Origin of the sequence: Gemella cuniculi DSM 15828 (genome assembly GCF_000425665.1) — a bacterium.
GTDB classification, from domain to species: Bacteria; Bacillota; Bacilli; order Staphylococcales; family Gemellaceae; genus Gemella; species Gemella cuniculi.
Window position 1 is genome coordinate 80,900 of sequence record NZ_AUDW01000006.1, and the last position, 17,375, is coordinate 98,274.

Sequence of the window (17,375 nt, forward strand, 5' to 3'; positions counted from 1 at the left end):
ATCCTTTCATCTATAAATTTATAAAATATTGTAATTAAAAATTTGTCATTAATTTTTTCCAAATTTTTTATACGCTTCTTCTAGTGCAACTATTGGATCTGAATGCCAAACTTTTTTTCCACCTTGAAGTATCTCATAATCTTCTCTTCCTTTTGATGCTAAAATTACAACATCTCCTGGTTTTGAAAGTTCTATCACTCTTTTTACAGCATCCGTTCTAAACCAAACTTTTTCATAATTTTTATGTGTCATTCCTTTTTCGATTGACCCCATAAGAAGCTCTACATCTTCATCACGTGGACTGTCGGTCGTAATTACAACATAATCAGCTTCTGAAATAATTTCTCCAATTAAAGGTCCCTTAGAAATATCGCGTCCTCCTCCCATTCCTGTTACCAAAAGGGTACGTCTATTTTTCCTAATGTTCCTTGTTGCCTCAAGAAGTTTTTTATAACCATCTGGTGTATGTGCAAAATCACTAATTATATCTATTGGAAGATCATCACCCAAAATTTCCATACGACCATACAAAGCACCTAGCTTCGGTAATATGGATATTATTTCTTTCATACTGTATCCTTTTAACCAAACTGAAATAATAGCAGCAAGAATATTACTTACCATAAAATCTCCAATATAATTAATAACACAGTCAAAAGTTCCTTCAGGAGAACTTAAAGAAAAAGATGTTTTATAATTTTTATTTTCTTTATATTGTTTTATGTTATATGCATAAAAATCCGCTTTTTCATTTTTTATTGAATAAGTTATTTCTTGATGGTATAAGCATTTAGACATAATAGGATAATACAAATCATCCATATTTAAAACACCATACTTAGCTTCGTCCAAATTATTTCCTAATGTTGAAAACAGTAAACTTTTATCATAAGCATAAGTTTGCATATCACCATGAAAATCTAAGTGTTCATGAGTTAGATTGGTAAAAATTGCAACATTAATATCTACATTATAGATGCGACCGAGTACCATTGCATGTGATGAAGCCTCAAATGCAAAATTTTTTATTTTATTTTTTCGTACATCACCCATTTTATTGTGTAATGTAACCACATCCGGAGTCGTATTTCCTAAATAAAGTGGTTTCTCATCATTTTTTCCAAAGCCATTTGTTCCCAAATATGCACTACTTTCTCCAAATTCGCGAAGCATATTATGGATCAAAGTTGAAATACTAGTTTTCCCATTTGTACCAGTTACTGCTACTGTATGAATTTTTTCACCTTTATTTATATTTTTAGCAATTGTACTTGCAATTTTTTCAATCTCACTTTCCTTCACAACAACCATAGCACAATCACACAAATCATAATTTTCATAATGGCTCGCAATAATCAGTGCCGCACCTTGTTTAATCGCTTTTTCTATGTAATCATGTCCATCTACAGTATAACCTTTTATTGCAACAAATACATCTCCTTCTCCAATCTTCCTAGAATCTTGAGAAATATTTTTTATATTTTTTGGCAATGTACCATAAATAGTTTTAATTTTTATATTATTTATAATATCTAATATATTCATACTATCTACCTTTTTTCAAATTTTCTAACTCTTAAATTATAACACGCATATGATTAATAAACAACAAAATAAAAATAAAAATCGTTTAATGAGTTGCACTGAAACTAAAACTAGTGTAATATATTAGAAAATAAATTATAAATAACTATCACACAAATTTAAAAAGGAGATTTTTATGGAATACAAAATAATTTTAGAGTTATTGAATCAAATATCTTCTCATAATATTTCTAAAATGACTTTTGCTAATATAAGAAACAAAGAATTAGAACTTGACAAAGTAATAGCAAAACCTGTCAAAATAAAAAATAAAATACATATCCAATTTGAATATCATTTCAAACGAATTATAAAACATAAAAACATATTAGCTAGTGATACTGAAAATATAAAAATTATTTTAGAAGAGCTATTTTCTCTCGCTAAAGATATTAATTTACAAACTAGCGATGAAATTATTAATGTGAAAATTTCTAAAAAATTTAAAATTAGTATCAACAGAAAAAAAATACAAAAAAGAGAAATTTCCTTTGAACACAATGTTAAAAAAGAATATTTCCTTGATGAAAATAAAATCTATCCTTTTCTAGTTGAATTAGGTATTCAAAGCAATAGTGGAAAGATTATAAAAAGTAAATTTAACAAATTCAGACAGATTAACAAATATTTAGAATTTATTAAACAAGCCATCTCCATACTTGACACAAAAAAGGAAATTACAATATTAGATTTTGGAAGTGGAAAAAGCTATTTAACATTTTCTTCATACTACTATCTTAGTAACGTTTTAAATTTAGATATAAACATTATAGGAATTGACTTGAAGAAAGAAGTTATTGAACATTGTAATAAAATAGCAAAAAAATTAAATTTTGAAAAACTCAAATTTGTATATGGTGATGTTATCGATTATAAAAATGCAAATGAAATTGACATGGTAATCAGTCTTCATGCATGTAATACGGCAACTGATGTTGCGATTCTAAAAGCACTAGATTGGCAAGCTAAAGTATTTTTTGCTGTACCATGTTGTCAAAAAGAAATCAATAGTCAATTAAATTCAAACTATCTTCCAATTATGACAAAACACGGTATTGTAAAAGAAAAACTTTCGGCACTGTTAACTGATTCCATACGTAGTGAAGTCCTTGAAGCATACGGTTATAAGTCGGATATAGTGGAATTTATTTCAGAAGAAAATACTCCAAAAAACCAACTTATTCGTGCATATAAGATCAATAAGAATATTAATTACAAAAAGATTGAAGATATTGAAAATTTCTTAAACGCACTTAATGTAAAAATGTTTTTAATTAATGAAATTAAACGTAAATTTTAACAAACTAAAACTCAGTTGAATCTACTTCAACTGAGCTTTTTATTACAATTCACCAAAATCGTAAATTTTTCCTTTTTGTCTGTTTGGTAATACTAATGAAATTATTATACAAATTAATACAGGTACTAACCATTCTAAACTTTGTGCTGCTAGCGGAAGTTTTGAAATAATATTAGTCAATAAAGAAATTTCTAGTGTGCTGCCCACTACTGATAAAATAGAAATTAAAGTTACTACCCCCATAGTAAGTTGCATTCCAATTTTTGATAACGCTACATATTTATTAACAATTACTATAATTACTAAAGTTATCGTTATTGGATATAGGAATAATAACATAGGAATCGAAAATTTAATTACATCTTGCAATCCTATATTAGCTATCGCAAAACCTACTAATGTAAAAATGATAGTATATATTTTATAAGAAAATTGTGGAAATTTCTTGTTGAAAAATTCCGAAGTAGCAACTATTAAACCTACTGTCGTTGTAAAACAAGTAAGTATAACCATTATTCCTAAAAATATCCCTCCAAAGTTGCCAAATATTCCACGTGCAGCTTCTGATAAAACATAAGCACCTTTATTAACTTTTGTATTTTCTAATACTTCTGTTGAAATTGAAAATTTATTCCCTAAAAGTCCAAGCCCTACATAAAGAATACTAAATCCGATTGCCGTTACTAATCCTGCTATCCAAACACTAGATAAAAATTCTTTTTTATCCTTAAAACCTAATTGTTTCAGAGCACTCATAGCAATAATACAAAATGCAACAGATGCTAGTGCATCTAAAGTATTGTATCCTTCAATAAAACCTGTTCCAAAAGCAAGTGATGGTGTTAAATATGTATCAGCTACTGGATTACTTCCGTTAAATTTCATTACTCCAAAAATAATAAGCACAATAATTAATACTGCAAAAATTGGAGTTAGTATTTTCCCAACCCTATCTAAAATTTTAGTAGGATTAATTGCTAGTAAAAATGCACAACCAAAATAAATTATAGTAAAAATAAGTAACCATGGTAATGTACTATTTTTTACTAATGGTTCCACTCCAATATCAAAAGCTGTTGCAGCAGTTCTTGGAATTGCAAATAACGGTCCAATAGATGCATAAAGTAAAACTAAATATACTGTTGAATATAGAGGAGAAACTTTTTCATCTAACTCTGCTCCATATCCATTTGGATTTAATGTTCCTACTATCAAGGTAATAATCGCAATACCTACCCCAGAAACTACAAATCCTAAAATTGCAGGCCAAAAATTTTCTCCTGAATTAACTCCTAATGCAGGAGGAAAAATCAAATTACCTGCACCAAAAAATATACCAAATAACAAAATACCTGTTAATATACCTTTTTTCATACAACTTTTCCTTTCTCTAATTATATTAATATAATATACTATATTCTCTTATTAATATCAATACATTTTTATAAATTATCTAACTTCTTCAAATATTATACGCAATATTGTTCTTAATACTAATTCAATAAGTATGGAATATTTTATATTTTCATTCAAAAATTCAACTTATAGCTATAAAAAATCTTAAATCTTATACATATAATATAGTTTGAAAACAAAAATGACTAATGTTCTATTGAACTGCATAAAATAATGACCACCCCACAAAAGGAATGGTCATTATTTTATATTAGGAAGAAATAATTTTATAATTATTTCTTTTTGCCTTCCACCTGCATAGCAGGAGGTATTAGTATTCTTCCTCTTCAACTGAAACAAAACATACTCATGCTACTACAAAACACTATACTAGCTTCTGAGCAATAATATAAATCAGGTACATCTATAGGTGATTTAGGAAAAATCGAGGGAATTCTTTTTCATCCTATGTTACTCCAAAGAATCAAAATTCATTATTCCTTATTTCCCTAAAAAATTAAAGTATAACATAATAAATTGACAATGATATTTGAAAGAATAGATAATTCCAAAGAATCAGATAATATGTATATAATTGCAAAACATGTAGCTATCACAAAGTTTATTATTAATTCTCCACTTAATATACCAAACAATATTGCAGAAATAATAACATATAATCCTCTGTATTTTTTCGAAATATTTATAATGATATATCTATAAAATACACCCTCTGTTACTGGAGAAATAATAACTTTTAGTAATCCTAATATTATTACAGGTACAGGAATTGCTTTATATGCTAAAATTATATCTTCATATCTACTATAAAATTGAGATATTATGTAAATAAAAATAAATAAAAGGATAGATACCAATATTGAATAACCTATTCGCTTTAAAGTTAAGCCTTTAAATGAAAATACTCTAACCTTATTTTTGTTTAAAAATATAATTACTCCTAAGGTCAAAATCACCTCACATGTATATCCTACTAATAGTGTTGATACATCTGTGAAATTTTCTAAAAATAATTGAGAAAATACATATGTACCTATTAATATCAAAATATAAAAAATTAATATTTTAAGCCTTTTTTTATAATCCAATTTTAACATTTAACACACCCTCTTCCAATTTCCACTATGTTGTCTGCAATACTTCTACTAGATTCTTTATGAGATATTAATATTACAGTTTTCTCATTTGATAATTCTTTAAGAAAGTTATTCACTATTATTTCATTTTCTGTATCTAAATTTGCAGTTGGTTCATCTAGTATTAATATTTCCGATTCTCTCATAATCCCACGTAATATAGATAATCTCTGCATCTCTCCTGATGACAATTTAGACATAATTGTTCCTATTTTGCTATTTAAGCCCTCCTCTAAAGAATCAATACATTCTCTAAGGTTCAACCTAGTTAATAAATAATTTATGTATTCTATCTTGTAATCTTTTCCTAAGGTAATAGATTCATAAATAGTATCTCCCCACTCAACTACCTCTTGAGGAATATAGCTTATCATTTTTGTTCTTAAGTACTCTACTGAATAGTTGTCTACATCTATTCCCTTTATAAAAATTTTTCCACTATTTATCGTATATAATTTTACCATTAATCTAGCCAACGTCGTTTTCCCTACTCCAGATTCCCCTACTATAAGATTCACTTTATTTTTACAAAAATTAGCACTAAAATTACGAAATATACATTTTTCTCTGTAAAAAAAATTTATCTTTTCTATTTTAACACTATACTCTTTATCTTCTAAAAAGATCCCCTTTTTTGTATCAGTCTTTTCGGAAAAATCAAGCAAATCATATGCTTTAAAAATTCTTTCTTCTGCCGCTAAAATGATATTAATAGATACAAGTGTATTGGCTATTATAGAAATGGGCGTTACTAAAAATGAAGAATATAGTACAAATTGTGCTAAATCAGACAAACTCATAACATTATTATTAACATCAATACCAGCCAATAATACAATTATTATTATACCAAATTGAAAAATCAAATTGTTTACAGACATAATTATTGATTTTATTTTTGAATTTTTAAGACCTGTTGTATAAATTTTTTTTGATGATTTTTCAAAACTTTCTTGTGATTTATCAACTAGCCAAAATACTTTTATCAGTACCATATTTTTCAAAAAATTCTCTACGAATTCTATAAAATGTGATAAACTTTCTTGTTGCTCTAAAACTACTTTCTTCAATATACTAGAGCCAATAAAACTAAGTAATATTATCAAGATAAATAATATTAATGTATAGATAAATAACTTATAGTTTATTGTTATTAAAAAATAAATAGACCCAAACAGCAATATTACAGCTCCTATTACATCAAAAAAGTCTGCACCTATAGAATCTCTAAGCAAATTAATATCATTGGATAATACAGATATAATACTTCCACTTTTTTCTTCTGATACGCTTTCTAAAGATGTATATAATAATTTTCCAAATACTTTTTTTCTTATGTTATATGCTACACCTTCTGCTATAGATTTTGCTATGTAAAATTTAACAGAACTCGTTACTAAAAGTGAAATTGTTAATATTAAAAAATAAGCAACTGTTTTTTGAGAAATATTGGAATAGTTTGTCAATATGTTGCCAATATATTGTGGTTGATATAACATTAATATTGAAACAATTACCCCAAGTACACTTACCAATAATACCTTCCATATATAACCTTTAAAATAATGTATAATATTATATACTCTCAATAAATAATTCATACAAACTCCTATCCTTTAAGACTAGATGATGCCATAATTTTAAAGTCCTAAATTATCTTTCGCAATGAGTAAAACTTAATGAACTACAGAAACATATACTATGAATTGAACGTTCTTGATTTACTCCATTTGTTTCTTTTGTTGCTATTTTTAGTTTTTGCAACATTAATATACTACTTATCATACCAACACCACCTTTTTACCAAGAATTTAAACACTAATGTATAGAACTGAAAAAAATAAAATTAGAATAAGGAGTTATCCTTCCATTTTGAAACTGTCTTTTTTACATTTCTATTTTTTTAACAATAAAATCTTTCCCTGTATTTAAATTATAACCTCCTTATTAAAAATTTAACATCACCTAGCCTATTTAGAACTTTTGCTATAACTTAAACAATTCTTTTTGATTAATGGTTGGTAACCATAAAAATTTTGATGAATTGTTTTCACCTATAGACGATAATAAACCTGCTAATCCAGTAGCTATATCAAAAGATAATCTTAATGAATAGTTCCCTGGAAAATAAATTCTTTCTTCTTTATCATATTGTAAATATTGATTTAAATTTTTCAAAACCTTTTTCTCACAGAAGAGTTTCTCACCTTTTTTTAAAAAATATTTATCTATTTTTTTTGCTATGTATAACAATCCCACATACCCCTCGAATAAACCAGCACAAACACAAGGTTTTGCTAATAAAGTTCCTATAATATCTTTCAACAATTTATCAACTTTGTATTCTTCTAAATACTTTTCCATTAATAACAAAGGTATTACTAATCCTACTGAACCTATAGAAAAATAAGGCATTAATCTATTATCTTTTATTCTTAAAAGCAACATGTCTTCTATCTTTTGCAATTTTTCTATTTCATACTCTAATGTTTCTTTTGCGAATAGCAGGTACTCTTCTTTTTTTAAAATATTATACAATGCAAAAGCGTATAAACTAACGCCACTCCAACCGTATAACATACCATCACTTGTTAATCCTGAAGTTGTAATTATATTTTCTGGATTTTCTCTAAATACACTTCTAATTTTTTCATATATCTCTAAAGAAAATTCTAAGTACCTTTTATCATCTTCTGAAATAAACATATCTAACAACGACAAACCTAAACCACTTAAGCCGCTTTCCAAAGAAATATTACTTGTCTTTAATATTAAACTTTTATTTTTTAACATAAATTCATATATATTTTTTGCTTCCTTTTTTTCTCCTAGTTCGTAAAAAGAACCTGCAATACCTGATAAACCAGAAAATAGACCAATATCTAATGTATTTACATTAAGATTTATTTTTATTTCATTCAAAATATCTTTGGGTACATCTTCTTTTAGTCTATTAAGCAACAACACCACCCCTAAAGAACCATAGCCAAATGATGCTGAACCATATGGATATAAAAATTGTTTTATATCTCCATGAATACTTCCTCTATTAGATATTACTTCCTTATATAAACTATCTTTTACTTTATTATAAAAATTTTCATAATCTATATTTTCTTTTAAACTTAACTTCTTATTTTTTGAATATCTGATATCATATTTAGCATTTTTTGAATAGTCCAATATTAAATTTAATATATGAACTGCCTTTATTCCAAAGTTTTCTTTTATCCATTTACACTGAATATCAAAAACATTATTAGCAAGTGTTTCTAACGATATTACGGGTATTAGAGCATTTTTAAATATTCTAAGTAGCCCTGTCCAATCTCTTTGTTCATTAAAATCTTCTAAACTGTCAAAATATCCTGGAGTACCTAAACTCTTATTCCCTTTTTTTCCAACTTCTCCTGAAGTTTCAAAATCTATAAATTTTACAGAATACACACCTGAATCTTCTTTTATCAATATATTTTTTGGTTGAATATCTCCATGAGTAACTCCTAGTTCATGAATCGTTTTTAACGCTTTACAACAACTATTTGCAATGGTATATAATTTATCTATATATTCAGGTGTTCTTGAATTTTTTGATAATGGATAATTCCTTACTATCCAAGAGGCTAAACTTTCACCCTCAACATATTCCATTACCAAAAAATAGTGTTCCCAAGCCTTGAATAATTTGTAAACATTCGCTACCGATTCTATATTATCTAGTTTTTTCATAGTAGAATATTCTTTTTTTAACCTATATACCGAATCATTAAGATTCCCATCTAATCCTGCTCCACTTCTTGCCTCTTTCAGTATATATTTCTTTAAATCTTCGCCTTCTACTTCATATATGCCACCTGAATTACTAAAATGCAAAGCAGAATTCACTTTATATTTACTTAATTCTGTTTCTTGTTCTTCTTCTATCTCATTATCTTTTATAAAATCAGGAATCTCTATCCAATCTGGAACATTATAATAAGGTAATCTTAAATCTTCCACTAACTTTCCTTGTTCATTTACAATAGCTAACGCTCCATTCTCTAATCTCTTCTCCTTGAATCCACCGTACCTGTAATATATATTAGAATTTTTCCATCTTCTATCTGATAGTATGTACGCTCCCTTTTCCAAATCAACAAGTAACTTTTCTAATTTATCAATAATTTTTTTGAATTCTTTAATATCATTTGGATATATAGTTATAAATTTCCCTGAAGATTCTCTCGCTGCATTTTTTGAGTTTTTTATTGTCAACTGAAATTCATTTTTCACATACTTAAAAGCAATATTTTTATTAAATAAATATTCCGATACTATAGTAAGGCATTTCTGAGCTTCTCTTATCACCACACTAATATGAATTTTCCAACCTTGTTCAGGAAAATCATCTATCTTATTAGGAGAAACATTAATCCAATGTTGACTCACAATTTTACTCCAATCAGCTGGTAATTTTACTTTATACTGTTTTTCATTGTTAGCAACATGTGGACTATAATATTTACTATTTCCCATTAAATAATCATAATATCTAAAATCCATTTTATCACCTCCCCTTTTTAATATTTTTTATATTTATTTATATAATTAATCTTATCATGTTCCACATATTCCGTCAACAAATTATATTATTATATTTCCATTGCAATATATTTGAAATCTTGATTATATCAATAAAATTAAGAAAAAATAAACAATTTGAAATTTAAATATATAAAATATATATTTTTTTAAATAAAAAAATATTTAATTTAATATAATAATAATAAATAATAAAATTAAGTTATTTAATAAAATAATATTGGAAAAATATAAAAATATCAGGCAACAAAAATGTCGCCTGATATTTTTATATATGCAACCACAGTAATTGTATTACAAATAATATTGTAAATACATACATTAGTGGATGAATATCCTTCCATTGTCTTTTTGATAATTTTAATACAACATAAAAAATAAATCCAAATGCTATACCATCATTAATAGAACCTGTCAATGGTATCCCAATAATAGTAACAAAAGCTGGAAATGCTTCCGTTATATCTGACCATTCAATTTTTGCTATGCTTTCCATCATAAATGAACCAATAATTATTAGTGCTGGTGAAGTGATTGATGGAACTGAAGCTAAACTACTAGCTAATGGAAATAGGAATAAAGATATAATAACAAAGAAACTTGTCGATAATGCAGTTAATCCTGTACGACCACCATTAGCTACACCAGATGATGACTCAATGTAAGCTGTAGTTGGTGTACTTCCAAATAATGATGCAGCTAAAGATGCAAACGAATCCGCCATTAAAGCTTGCTTTGCTTTTTCAATTTTTCCATTTTTTGATAATCCAGCTTGCGAAGTCACTGCAACCATTGTTCCGGTTGTATCAAACAAAGTAACCATCAAAAAAGTAAATACTATTCCATACATTCCAAGCTGTATAGCATTGATGCTTTCTGTTACTGGATTATAAAGAAAACTTAAATCCATATGTGGAATTCCAAAAACTTTTTCAACTTTTAATAAACCTGTAAAATAACAAATGACTCCAGTAATAGCCATTCCTATGAAAATTGCTCCTTTAATTTCTAGAGCAAGCAATACTAGTATAATAAATATCCCTAAAATTGTCATATAAGTAACTGGATTTTTCAAATCACCTAATGACAAAATAGTATGCTCATTTGCAACAATTATAGCTGAATTTTTCAAACCTAAAAATGCAATAAATAAACCAATTGCTGCTGATATACCATATTTTAAATTATTAGGAATCGAATCAATAAGACTCTCTCTAAATTTAGTAGCTGATAAAATAACAAAGATTACGGATGCTATAAAACATGTTGCAAGTAATGTTTTATAGTTATAACCAGATGTAGCAGCAAGGGTTGCAAAATAAGAATTTATCCCCATACCTGGTGCTACAACAATTGGATAATTAGCACCAAAAGCCATTATAAGTGTACCTATTAAAATAGCAATAATTGTTGCTGTAAATACTCTATCAAGTGGTATTCCTGCTACAGATAACACTGCTGGATTAACTACCAAAATATAACTCATAGAAAAAAATGTTATAAGACCTGAAGAAACTTCAGTTCTAAGATTAGTTTTATGCTCTGATAATTTAAAAAGACGTTCTAACATATTAGAAAATTCTCCTCATTTTTATTTTATTGTTTGTTCAACTACATTATGATATACCTTTTTTTTATTTGTGTCAAGCATTTTCAAAATAAAAGTTCAGTTTTTTAAAAAAATTCACTTAATTATACATAAAAAAAATAAAATTATGCCAAAAAATAAAAAAATAGACTCACAAATTTATTGTTTGTAAATCTATTTCACGAACTTTTGTATTGTTGAATTATATTTTAAAATAGAAAAATATTAAAAAGTAGTTTATAATATTTTTGAGAAAAATTCCTTTGTTCTTTCTTCTTTCGGGTTGTCAAATATTTCTTCAGGCATCCCTTCCTCCAACACTATTCCACCATCCATAAATATAATTTTATCTGCAACTTCTTTTGCAAAATTCATCTCATGAGTAACAATTACCATAGTAAGCCCTTCATCAGACAATTCCCTTATAACATCAAGTACCTCTTTTACCATTTCTGGATCTAATGCACTAGTAGGTTCATCAAAAAGTAAAAGCTCAGGTGTATTAGCTAACGCACGTGCAATAGCAACACGCTGTTTTTGCCCACCTGATAAACTACTTGGAAAAGTATCTTTCTTATCTTTAAGACCAACACGCTCTAATAAATCTATTGCTTTTTTTTCTATATTTTCTTTAGTATCTATTCCAAATGTTTTAGGTGCTAAAGTAATATTATCAATAACACTCATATTGGGAAACAAGTTAAAATTTTGAAATACCATTCCTACCTTTTTTCTATAATCATTAATATTTTTTTTAGAAATGTCTTCTCCATTAAATAATATTTGACCTTGAGTAGGTTTTTCTAATAAATTTATACATCTCAATGCTGTACTTTTTCCACTACCACTAGAACCTAGTATAACAATTTTTTCACCTTTTTTTACTTTTATATTTACCCCTTTTAATACTTCTTCTTTACCAAATTTTTTATGTAAATTTTTTATTTCTAATAACAAACTATTCACCTACTTCTCTAATTTTTTTTCTAATTTTTTAACTAATAAAGATAAAATTGATGTGATTATAAAGTATATTGCTGCTGCTACTAAATAAGGTCCAAAAGTTTCATATGTAGCATTTTTTACAGTATTGGCAGCAAACATAATATCTGCAACACCTACAAAATATACTATTGAAGATTCTTTCACTAAAGAAATGAATTCATTTCCTAAAGCTGGTAAACTATTTTTTAATGCTTGTGGTAAAATTATTAACTTCATTGTTTGGAAATAACTAAGACCTAAAGATCTCCCTGCTTCCATTTGTCCTTTGTCAATAGCAAGTATTCCCGAACGAAAAATTTCACTAACATACGCTCCTGAATTTATTGACAATGCTATTATTGCTGACATGAATGGTGTAAACGATATACCTATTTCAGGTAGTGCAAAATATATTATCATAATTTGTACAAGAATTGGTGTATTTCTAATCACTTCTACATAAATAGTTGCTAATCCTTTAAATATTTTTAATGTACTAATTTTTGCTAAGCAAATTATTATTCCTAATAATAAACCTACTAATAATGCTATAAGCGAGATTTTTAGTGTAGTTATGGTCGCATCTATATAAGTTGTATAATATTTCGGAAGAAAATCAAACATTTATTTATTACCTCTCTATTCGCTTTCTGCAGCAAGTTTGGCATATTTATCCAATTCTTGCTCAAATAAATTTTTCTCTTTTATTTCTTTTATAACTGCGTTTACTTGTTCTAATAATTCTTTATTATTATCATCTTTGGCTTTTTTAAATGCTATTGCCATACCTGTAGCTTCTGGATCATTTTCTGCGCTAAAACTACTAATTTTTATATCATTACTTTTATTAATCGCAATTTTTGCCACATCGTCTGGTATCAAAACTACATCAATTTTTTTGTTTTTTAAATCTTGTAATAAACTAGGAACATCAGTTAGTGATTGCAAATCTTTGTCATCAACTTTTAACTGCTCTTTAGCGTATGTTTCATATGTTGAGCCTTTTTGAACCCCTATTTTTTTCCCTTTTAAATCCACAGCTGATTTAATTTCTTCACTATCTTTATTTACAACAAATATTCCTTTACTCGTGTAATAAACATCTGAAAAATCTACTGCTTTTCTTCTTTCTTCGGTTGGATTAATTCCTGAAATAACCATATCAACTTTATTAGCATTTAATGCCGCTATTAATGAATCAAATGCCATTTCTTGAATTTCTACTTTAACACCTAATTTCTCAGAAATTTTTTCTGCTAAATAAATATCAGCACCCACTACTTTTTTCTGACCATTTTCCGATGTTAAAAATTCATAAGGGGGATAATCAGGTGATACACCTAAAACTATTTTACCTTTCTCTTTTATATCATCCATCATTGATTTATTATTTGATTTATTTGAACATGCTGTTAATGTAAATACTGTAGTTATTGCTATTAAAAATAATACTAATTTCTTCATTGTCTTATATCTCCTTAAAAATTTTTATCATTTTAGAAAAGTTAGTAATATAAAAAATCTCTTTGTAATTTATTTTCTAATTACAAAGAGACGAATTATCGTGGTACCACTCTTTTTGATATACTTATTCCTAAAATTTCAGCATAGAAAATAATAAAAAAAGTCTTTTTACAATTCAACAAATATGAACTGTAAAAAGACGAATAAATTTTCCGCGTTGCCACTTTTCTTGGTATTAGCATACCCACTCAAACTCTTTAAGGCAGAGCAACCAATTACTTTCATAATTCCTAAAAAGTGCGTTCATTAAGAAACTAATTGCTAACCTTTCACCTACGTTAACTCGCTAAAAATCGTTTTCTAAACTACTATTCTCTTCTATGGTTTATTTTATTTAAAACCTATTGTACACTTAAAATTTATTTTTGTCAAGAATAAATTTTAATTTTTATTTAAGAGATTATAAAGTGTTTTTACATGAACACCTGTTGCTCCCTTTGGTAAATATTTTTCAGGCCCTGATAAATAAGCTGTTCCTGCTATATCTAAATGAACCCATGGAACATCATTAGCAACAAAGTTTTCAATAAATAATCCTGCTGTAATTGTTCCACCTAAACGTCCCCCAGTATTTTTCACATCCGCCACTGATGATTTATTTAACTCTCTAAAACTATCATCAACTGGCAGTTGCCATACTCTTTCACCTGCTTCTTTTGCTGCAACACTTAATTCATTGTAGAATTTTTCATTATTTGTGATAGCTCCAGTGTAAAATTCCCCAAGTGCCACCAAACATGCACCCGTTAATGTTGCTAAATCAATAACCTTACTTACTTTTAATTTTTCAGTTGCATAGTAGACTGAATCGGCTAGCGTAATTCTTCCTTCTGCATCAGTATTTAAAACTTCTATAGTTTTTCCTGATAAGGTAGAAATAATATCTCCTGGTTTATATGAACTTCCTGAAACTGTATTCTCACACGCACCTACTATCGCTATAACATTTGTTTTTAATTTTCTTGTTGCCACAAGGTTCATCGTACCTATTACAGTTCCTGCTCCTCCCATATCACAATACATTGTATCCATACTATTTGCAGTCGGTTTTAATGAATATCCCCCAGTATCGTAAGTCACACCTTTACCTACAAGTCCAATTACTTCTTCAGATTGTTTATTATTTAAGTATTTCATAACAATAAATCTAGGTTTTCTAACTGATGAACGACCTACTGCTAAAAGTCCTTTTAGTCCCAATTCCTCACATTGTTTTTCATCATAAATTTCTACTTCTACACCCAATGGACTTAATTTTTCTTTTGCAATGTTAGCTAAAGTTTCAGGATATAGGTATTCAGCTCGTTCGTTTACTAAATCTCTTGCGAAGAATATTGATTTCATTATATCTTCAGCTTCCTTAATATCTTCTTCTAATGTTGGCAATAATTCTTCTGTAGAAATATTTATTGTTATTTCGGGAAATTCTTTTTTATCACTTTTATACTTGTCAAATTTATACGTTGCATGCAAACTACCTTCTACCAGAGCTTTTACAAAATCACTAGTAAGAATTTTTTCTACTTTTGGAAGTTCAATAGCTACTTCGTACTCTTTATTTTCAACTAGTTTTTTTATTAACTTAAAGAAAATTTCTCTTACTTTATCTTCTGATAAGTCATCTTTATTACCAAAACCTAATAAAATTTCTTTTTGTCCATCAAATGGTAAGTGACAATAAACTTCTTTTAGTTTTCCAGAAAAAAGTTCTTTTTCTTTTGTATAACTTAATAACTCACTATTATAATTTTCATTTTCAAAAATCGGGGTTACTCTCACTCCATCTTTCTTATTTAAAACAAATTTCATTTTTTTCACCTTGTACGACCACGTACACCTTTCTTAATTAATAATTTATCTTATTTTTTCTAGTAATTCTTTTGATGTTTCCTTAGCCTCTAATATTGTATTTTCTAAATTAGTTGCTTTTTTAGAGCTTCCTATTATGTATAAATTAGGATATTTTTCTTCAAGATATTCTGAAAACTTATTAATTTTTTTATTATATTTCTTATCACAATAACGATAATTATCCTCTATTCTACTAATATAACAGCGTTCTACATCACCTACAAAGCCATGAACATCACGTATTTCCTCTTCTATTATTTTTCTTATTTCATCATCCCCCCTACTACTCAATCTCCTTACAGATTCTTGCCTACTAATGTATGCTCGAACTATCTGAATACCGCTCATTTTTATATCAATCCATTTATTACTAACATATTCTAATTTAGTTACAAATTTTTCACTTTCCTCAGGGAAAATTACTTCACCTATTTCTTTATTAATATGCAAATTTTCTCTCTTATATACAAATGTTGCAACTATATTAGAAACATATTCTATATCATTAAAAAAATTTTGAATTTCTTCATCTTCTTTAAACCAAGATATAAAATTTTTATGATTCAATGCTAAAATTACATAATCATATTTATATATACTACCATTAGAATGAACAAGGTATTTTTCACCTTTTCTTTCTATTTTTTCTACTTTTCTATTGAATTCTAAAAATACTTTATCTGAAAAGTTTGACTCTAACGTTTCTACAAATGATTTTAGTGTGAATTTTAACCTATGTTCTGTTCCAATACTTATATTATCAATCACTTTTCTATTATACATCTCTTCCAAAATTTCATTTATATACTCTTTTTGTATGGTAAGAAATGAAAGTTCGGGCATTATACTAACCATATTTTGTTTGGAAACATCACTTCCGTAATGACTAGTTAAAAGTGGCTCAATTAATTTATAATATATATTATTGTTCACATTTTCTGTAAAAAAATCTTCTACAGTCATATTTTGAACATTTTCATCTTCCATTGTCTTATGCATATTATAAACTATTGATAATTTTTCTTTAAAAGTAAATATATCTGAAAGTAATAATTCTTTTTTATCCAAAGGATAACCATATAACAATTTTTCTGGCAAATACTTTATCCCTTCTTTTGTAAAAAAGACCTTTTTAGTACTACTACTTTCTATTAAATATCGATGCAATCCTAATTCTATCATCAAATAAAACAATATTCCCTGATCATATATTGAACTATGCCAGCCGTTATCATAAATTTCTTGACCATATTGAAACTTGCCAAATTTATCTTTAGCAAATTCCAAATCTTTTTCAATCAAATCTATATTAAATTTTTTCGAATCTATTCCAGAAAATTTATCTAAAAAATATGCACAACTAACTCCAGATAAATCTCCTCCTATAATTGCTATATTTTTCATATAATTA

General features: G+C 27.1%; 13 protein-coding genes and 1 other annotated feature. Of the genes, 1 reads left to right on the plus strand and 12 read right to left on the minus strand.

The window, feature by feature from the left end; genetic code table 11:
- Positions 1 to 48: 48 nt before the first annotated feature.
- The gene (locus tag H612_RS0100380; protein WP_027129669.1) at positions 49 to 1,545 is read right to left on the minus strand and encodes a UDP-N-acetylmuramoyl-L-alanyl-D-glutamate--2,6-diaminopimelate ligase; all 1,497 of its coding nucleotides are present in this window, start codon (positions 1,543 to 1,545) and stop codon (positions 49 to 51) included.
- Between the two features lie 175 nt (positions 1,546 to 1,720).
- On the opposite strand from H612_RS0100380, the gene H612_RS0100385 reads away from it, so the two are divergent.
- On the plus strand, positions 1,721 to 2,884 hold the full coding sequence (locus H612_RS0100385) for a class I SAM-dependent methyltransferase (RefSeq protein WP_027129670.1): 1,164 nt from the start codon (positions 1,721 to 1,723) through the stop codon (positions 2,882 to 2,884).
- A gap of 42 nt (positions 2,885 to 2,926) precedes the next feature.
- Here H612_RS0100385 and brnQ read toward each other — a convergent pair whose 3' ends face one another.
- The 11 genes from brnQ to H612_RS0100440 all read right to left on the minus strand — a co-directional run bounded on the left by brnQ (position 2,927) and on the right by H612_RS0100440 (position 17,368).
- Positions 2,927 to 4,258 carry a branched-chain amino acid transport system II carrier protein gene (gene brnQ, locus H612_RS0100390; RefSeq protein ID WP_027129671.1) on the minus strand — a complete coding sequence of 444 codons (1,332 nt, stop codon included), beginning with the start codon at positions 4,256 to 4,258 and terminating at the stop codon, positions 2,927 to 2,929.
- A gap of 530 nt (positions 4,259 to 4,788) precedes the next feature.
- The gene (locus tag H612_RS0100395; RefSeq protein WP_027129672.1) at positions 4,789 to 5,397 is read right to left on the minus strand and encodes a CPBP family intramembrane glutamic endopeptidase; all 609 of its coding nucleotides are present in this window, start codon (positions 5,395 to 5,397) and stop codon (positions 4,789 to 4,791) included.
- Positions 5,391 to 7,037: an ABC transporter ATP-binding protein gene (locus tag H612_RS0100400; protein WP_027129673.1), complete on the minus strand. Its 1,647-nt coding sequence runs from the start codon at positions 7,035 to 7,037 to the stop codon at positions 5,391 to 5,393. The genes H612_RS0100395 and H612_RS0100400 overlap by 7 nt, the downstream gene beginning before the upstream one ends.
- A 52-nt stretch (positions 7,038 to 7,089) precedes the next feature.
- The gene (locus H612_RS10335; protein WP_281170277.1) at positions 7,090 to 7,221 is read right to left on the minus strand and encodes a hypothetical protein; all 132 of its coding nucleotides are present in this window, start codon (positions 7,219 to 7,221) and stop codon (positions 7,090 to 7,092) included.
- A 201-nt stretch (positions 7,222 to 7,422) separates the two neighbouring features.
- Positions 7,423 to 9,978 (minus strand): class III lanthionine synthetase LanKC, encoded by a 2,556-nt coding sequence (gene lanKC, locus H612_RS0100410; protein WP_027129674.1) that lies wholly within the window; start codon positions 9,976 to 9,978, stop codon positions 7,423 to 7,425.
- Between the two features lie 307 nt (positions 9,979 to 10,285).
- Positions 10,286 to 11,587 (minus strand): NCS2 family permease, encoded by a 1,302-nt coding sequence (locus H612_RS0100415; protein ID WP_027129675.1) that lies wholly within the window; start codon positions 11,585 to 11,587, stop codon positions 10,286 to 10,288.
- Between the two features lie 255 nt (positions 11,588 to 11,842).
- The gene (locus H612_RS0100420; RefSeq protein ID WP_027129676.1) at positions 11,843 to 12,562 is read right to left on the minus strand and encodes an amino acid ABC transporter ATP-binding protein; all 720 of its coding nucleotides are present in this window, start codon (positions 12,560 to 12,562) and stop codon (positions 11,843 to 11,845) included.
- 9 nt (positions 12,563 to 12,571) lie between these two features.
- Positions 12,572 to 13,213, minus strand: a complete 642-nt coding sequence (locus H612_RS0100425) for an amino acid ABC transporter permease (RefSeq protein ID WP_027129677.1) — start codon at positions 13,211 to 13,213, stop codon at positions 12,572 to 12,574.
- Between the two features lie 15 nt (positions 13,214 to 13,228).
- Entirely contained in the window at positions 13,229 to 14,053 is an 825-nt protein-coding gene (locus tag H612_RS0100430; protein ID WP_027129678.1) for a transporter substrate-binding domain-containing protein, read from the minus strand.
- Positions 14,054 to 14,245: 192 nt separating this feature from the next.
- Positions 14,246 to 14,443: a binding site (T-box leader), on the minus strand.
- Positions 14,444 to 14,494: 51 nt separating this feature from the next.
- A complete protein-coding gene (locus tag H612_RS0100435) occupies positions 14,495 to 15,922 on the minus strand; it encodes a leucyl aminopeptidase (protein WP_027129679.1) in 1,428 nt (475 codons plus the stop codon).
- A gap of 45 nt (positions 15,923 to 15,967) precedes the next feature.
- Complete coding sequence (locus H612_RS0100440) at positions 15,968 to 17,368, minus strand: protoporphyrinogen/coproporphyrinogen oxidase (RefSeq protein ID WP_027129680.1); 1,401 nt, start codon at positions 17,366 to 17,368, stop codon at positions 15,968 to 15,970.
- Between the last annotated feature and the right edge of the window lie 7 nt (positions 17,369 to 17,375).

What these genes read in the sequence shown, in the direction of transcription:
- H612_RS0100380 (WP_027129669.1), bottom strand. Translation starts at nt 1,545, where the DNA reads ATGAATATATTAGATATTATAAATAATATAAAAATTAAAACTATTTAT.
- H612_RS0100385 (WP_027129670.1), top strand. Translation starts at nt 1,721, where the DNA reads ATGGAATACAAAATAATTTTAGAGTTATTGAATCAAATATCTTCTCAT.
- brnQ (WP_027129671.1), bottom strand. Translation starts at nt 4,258, where the DNA reads ATGAAAAAAGGTATATTAACAGGTATTTTGTTATTTGGTATATTTTTT.
- H612_RS0100395 (WP_027129672.1), bottom strand. Translation starts at nt 5,397, where the DNA reads ATGTTAAAATTGGATTATAAAAAAAGGCTTAAAATATTAATTTTTTAT.
- H612_RS0100400 (WP_027129673.1), bottom strand. Translation starts at nt 7,037, where the DNA reads ATGAATTATTTATTGAGAGTATATAATATTATACATTATTTTAAAGGT.
- H612_RS10335 (WP_281170277.1), bottom strand. Translation starts at nt 7,221, where the DNA reads ATGATAAGTAGTATATTAATGTTGCAAAAACTAAAAATAGCAACAAAA.
- lanKC (WP_027129674.1), bottom strand. Translation starts at nt 9,978, where the DNA reads ATGGATTTTAGATATTATGATTATTTAATGGGAAATAGTAAATATTAT.
- H612_RS0100415 (WP_027129675.1), bottom strand. Translation starts at nt 11,587, where the DNA reads ATGTTAGAACGTCTTTTTAAATTATCAGAGCATAAAACTAATCTTAGA.
- H612_RS0100425 (WP_027129677.1), bottom strand. Translation starts at nt 13,213, where the DNA reads ATGTTTGATTTTCTTCCGAAATATTATACAACTTATATAGATGCGACC.
- H612_RS0100430 (WP_027129678.1), bottom strand. Translation starts at nt 14,053, where the DNA reads ATGAAGAAATTAGTATTATTTTTAATAGCAATAACTACAGTATTTACA.
- H612_RS0100435 (WP_027129679.1), bottom strand. Translation starts at nt 15,922, where the DNA reads ATGAAATTTGTTTTAAATAAGAAAGATGGAGTGAGAGTAACCCCGATT.
- H612_RS0100440 (WP_027129680.1), bottom strand. Translation starts at nt 17,368, where the DNA reads ATGAAAAATATAGCAATTATAGGAGGAGATTTATCTGGAGTTAGTTGT.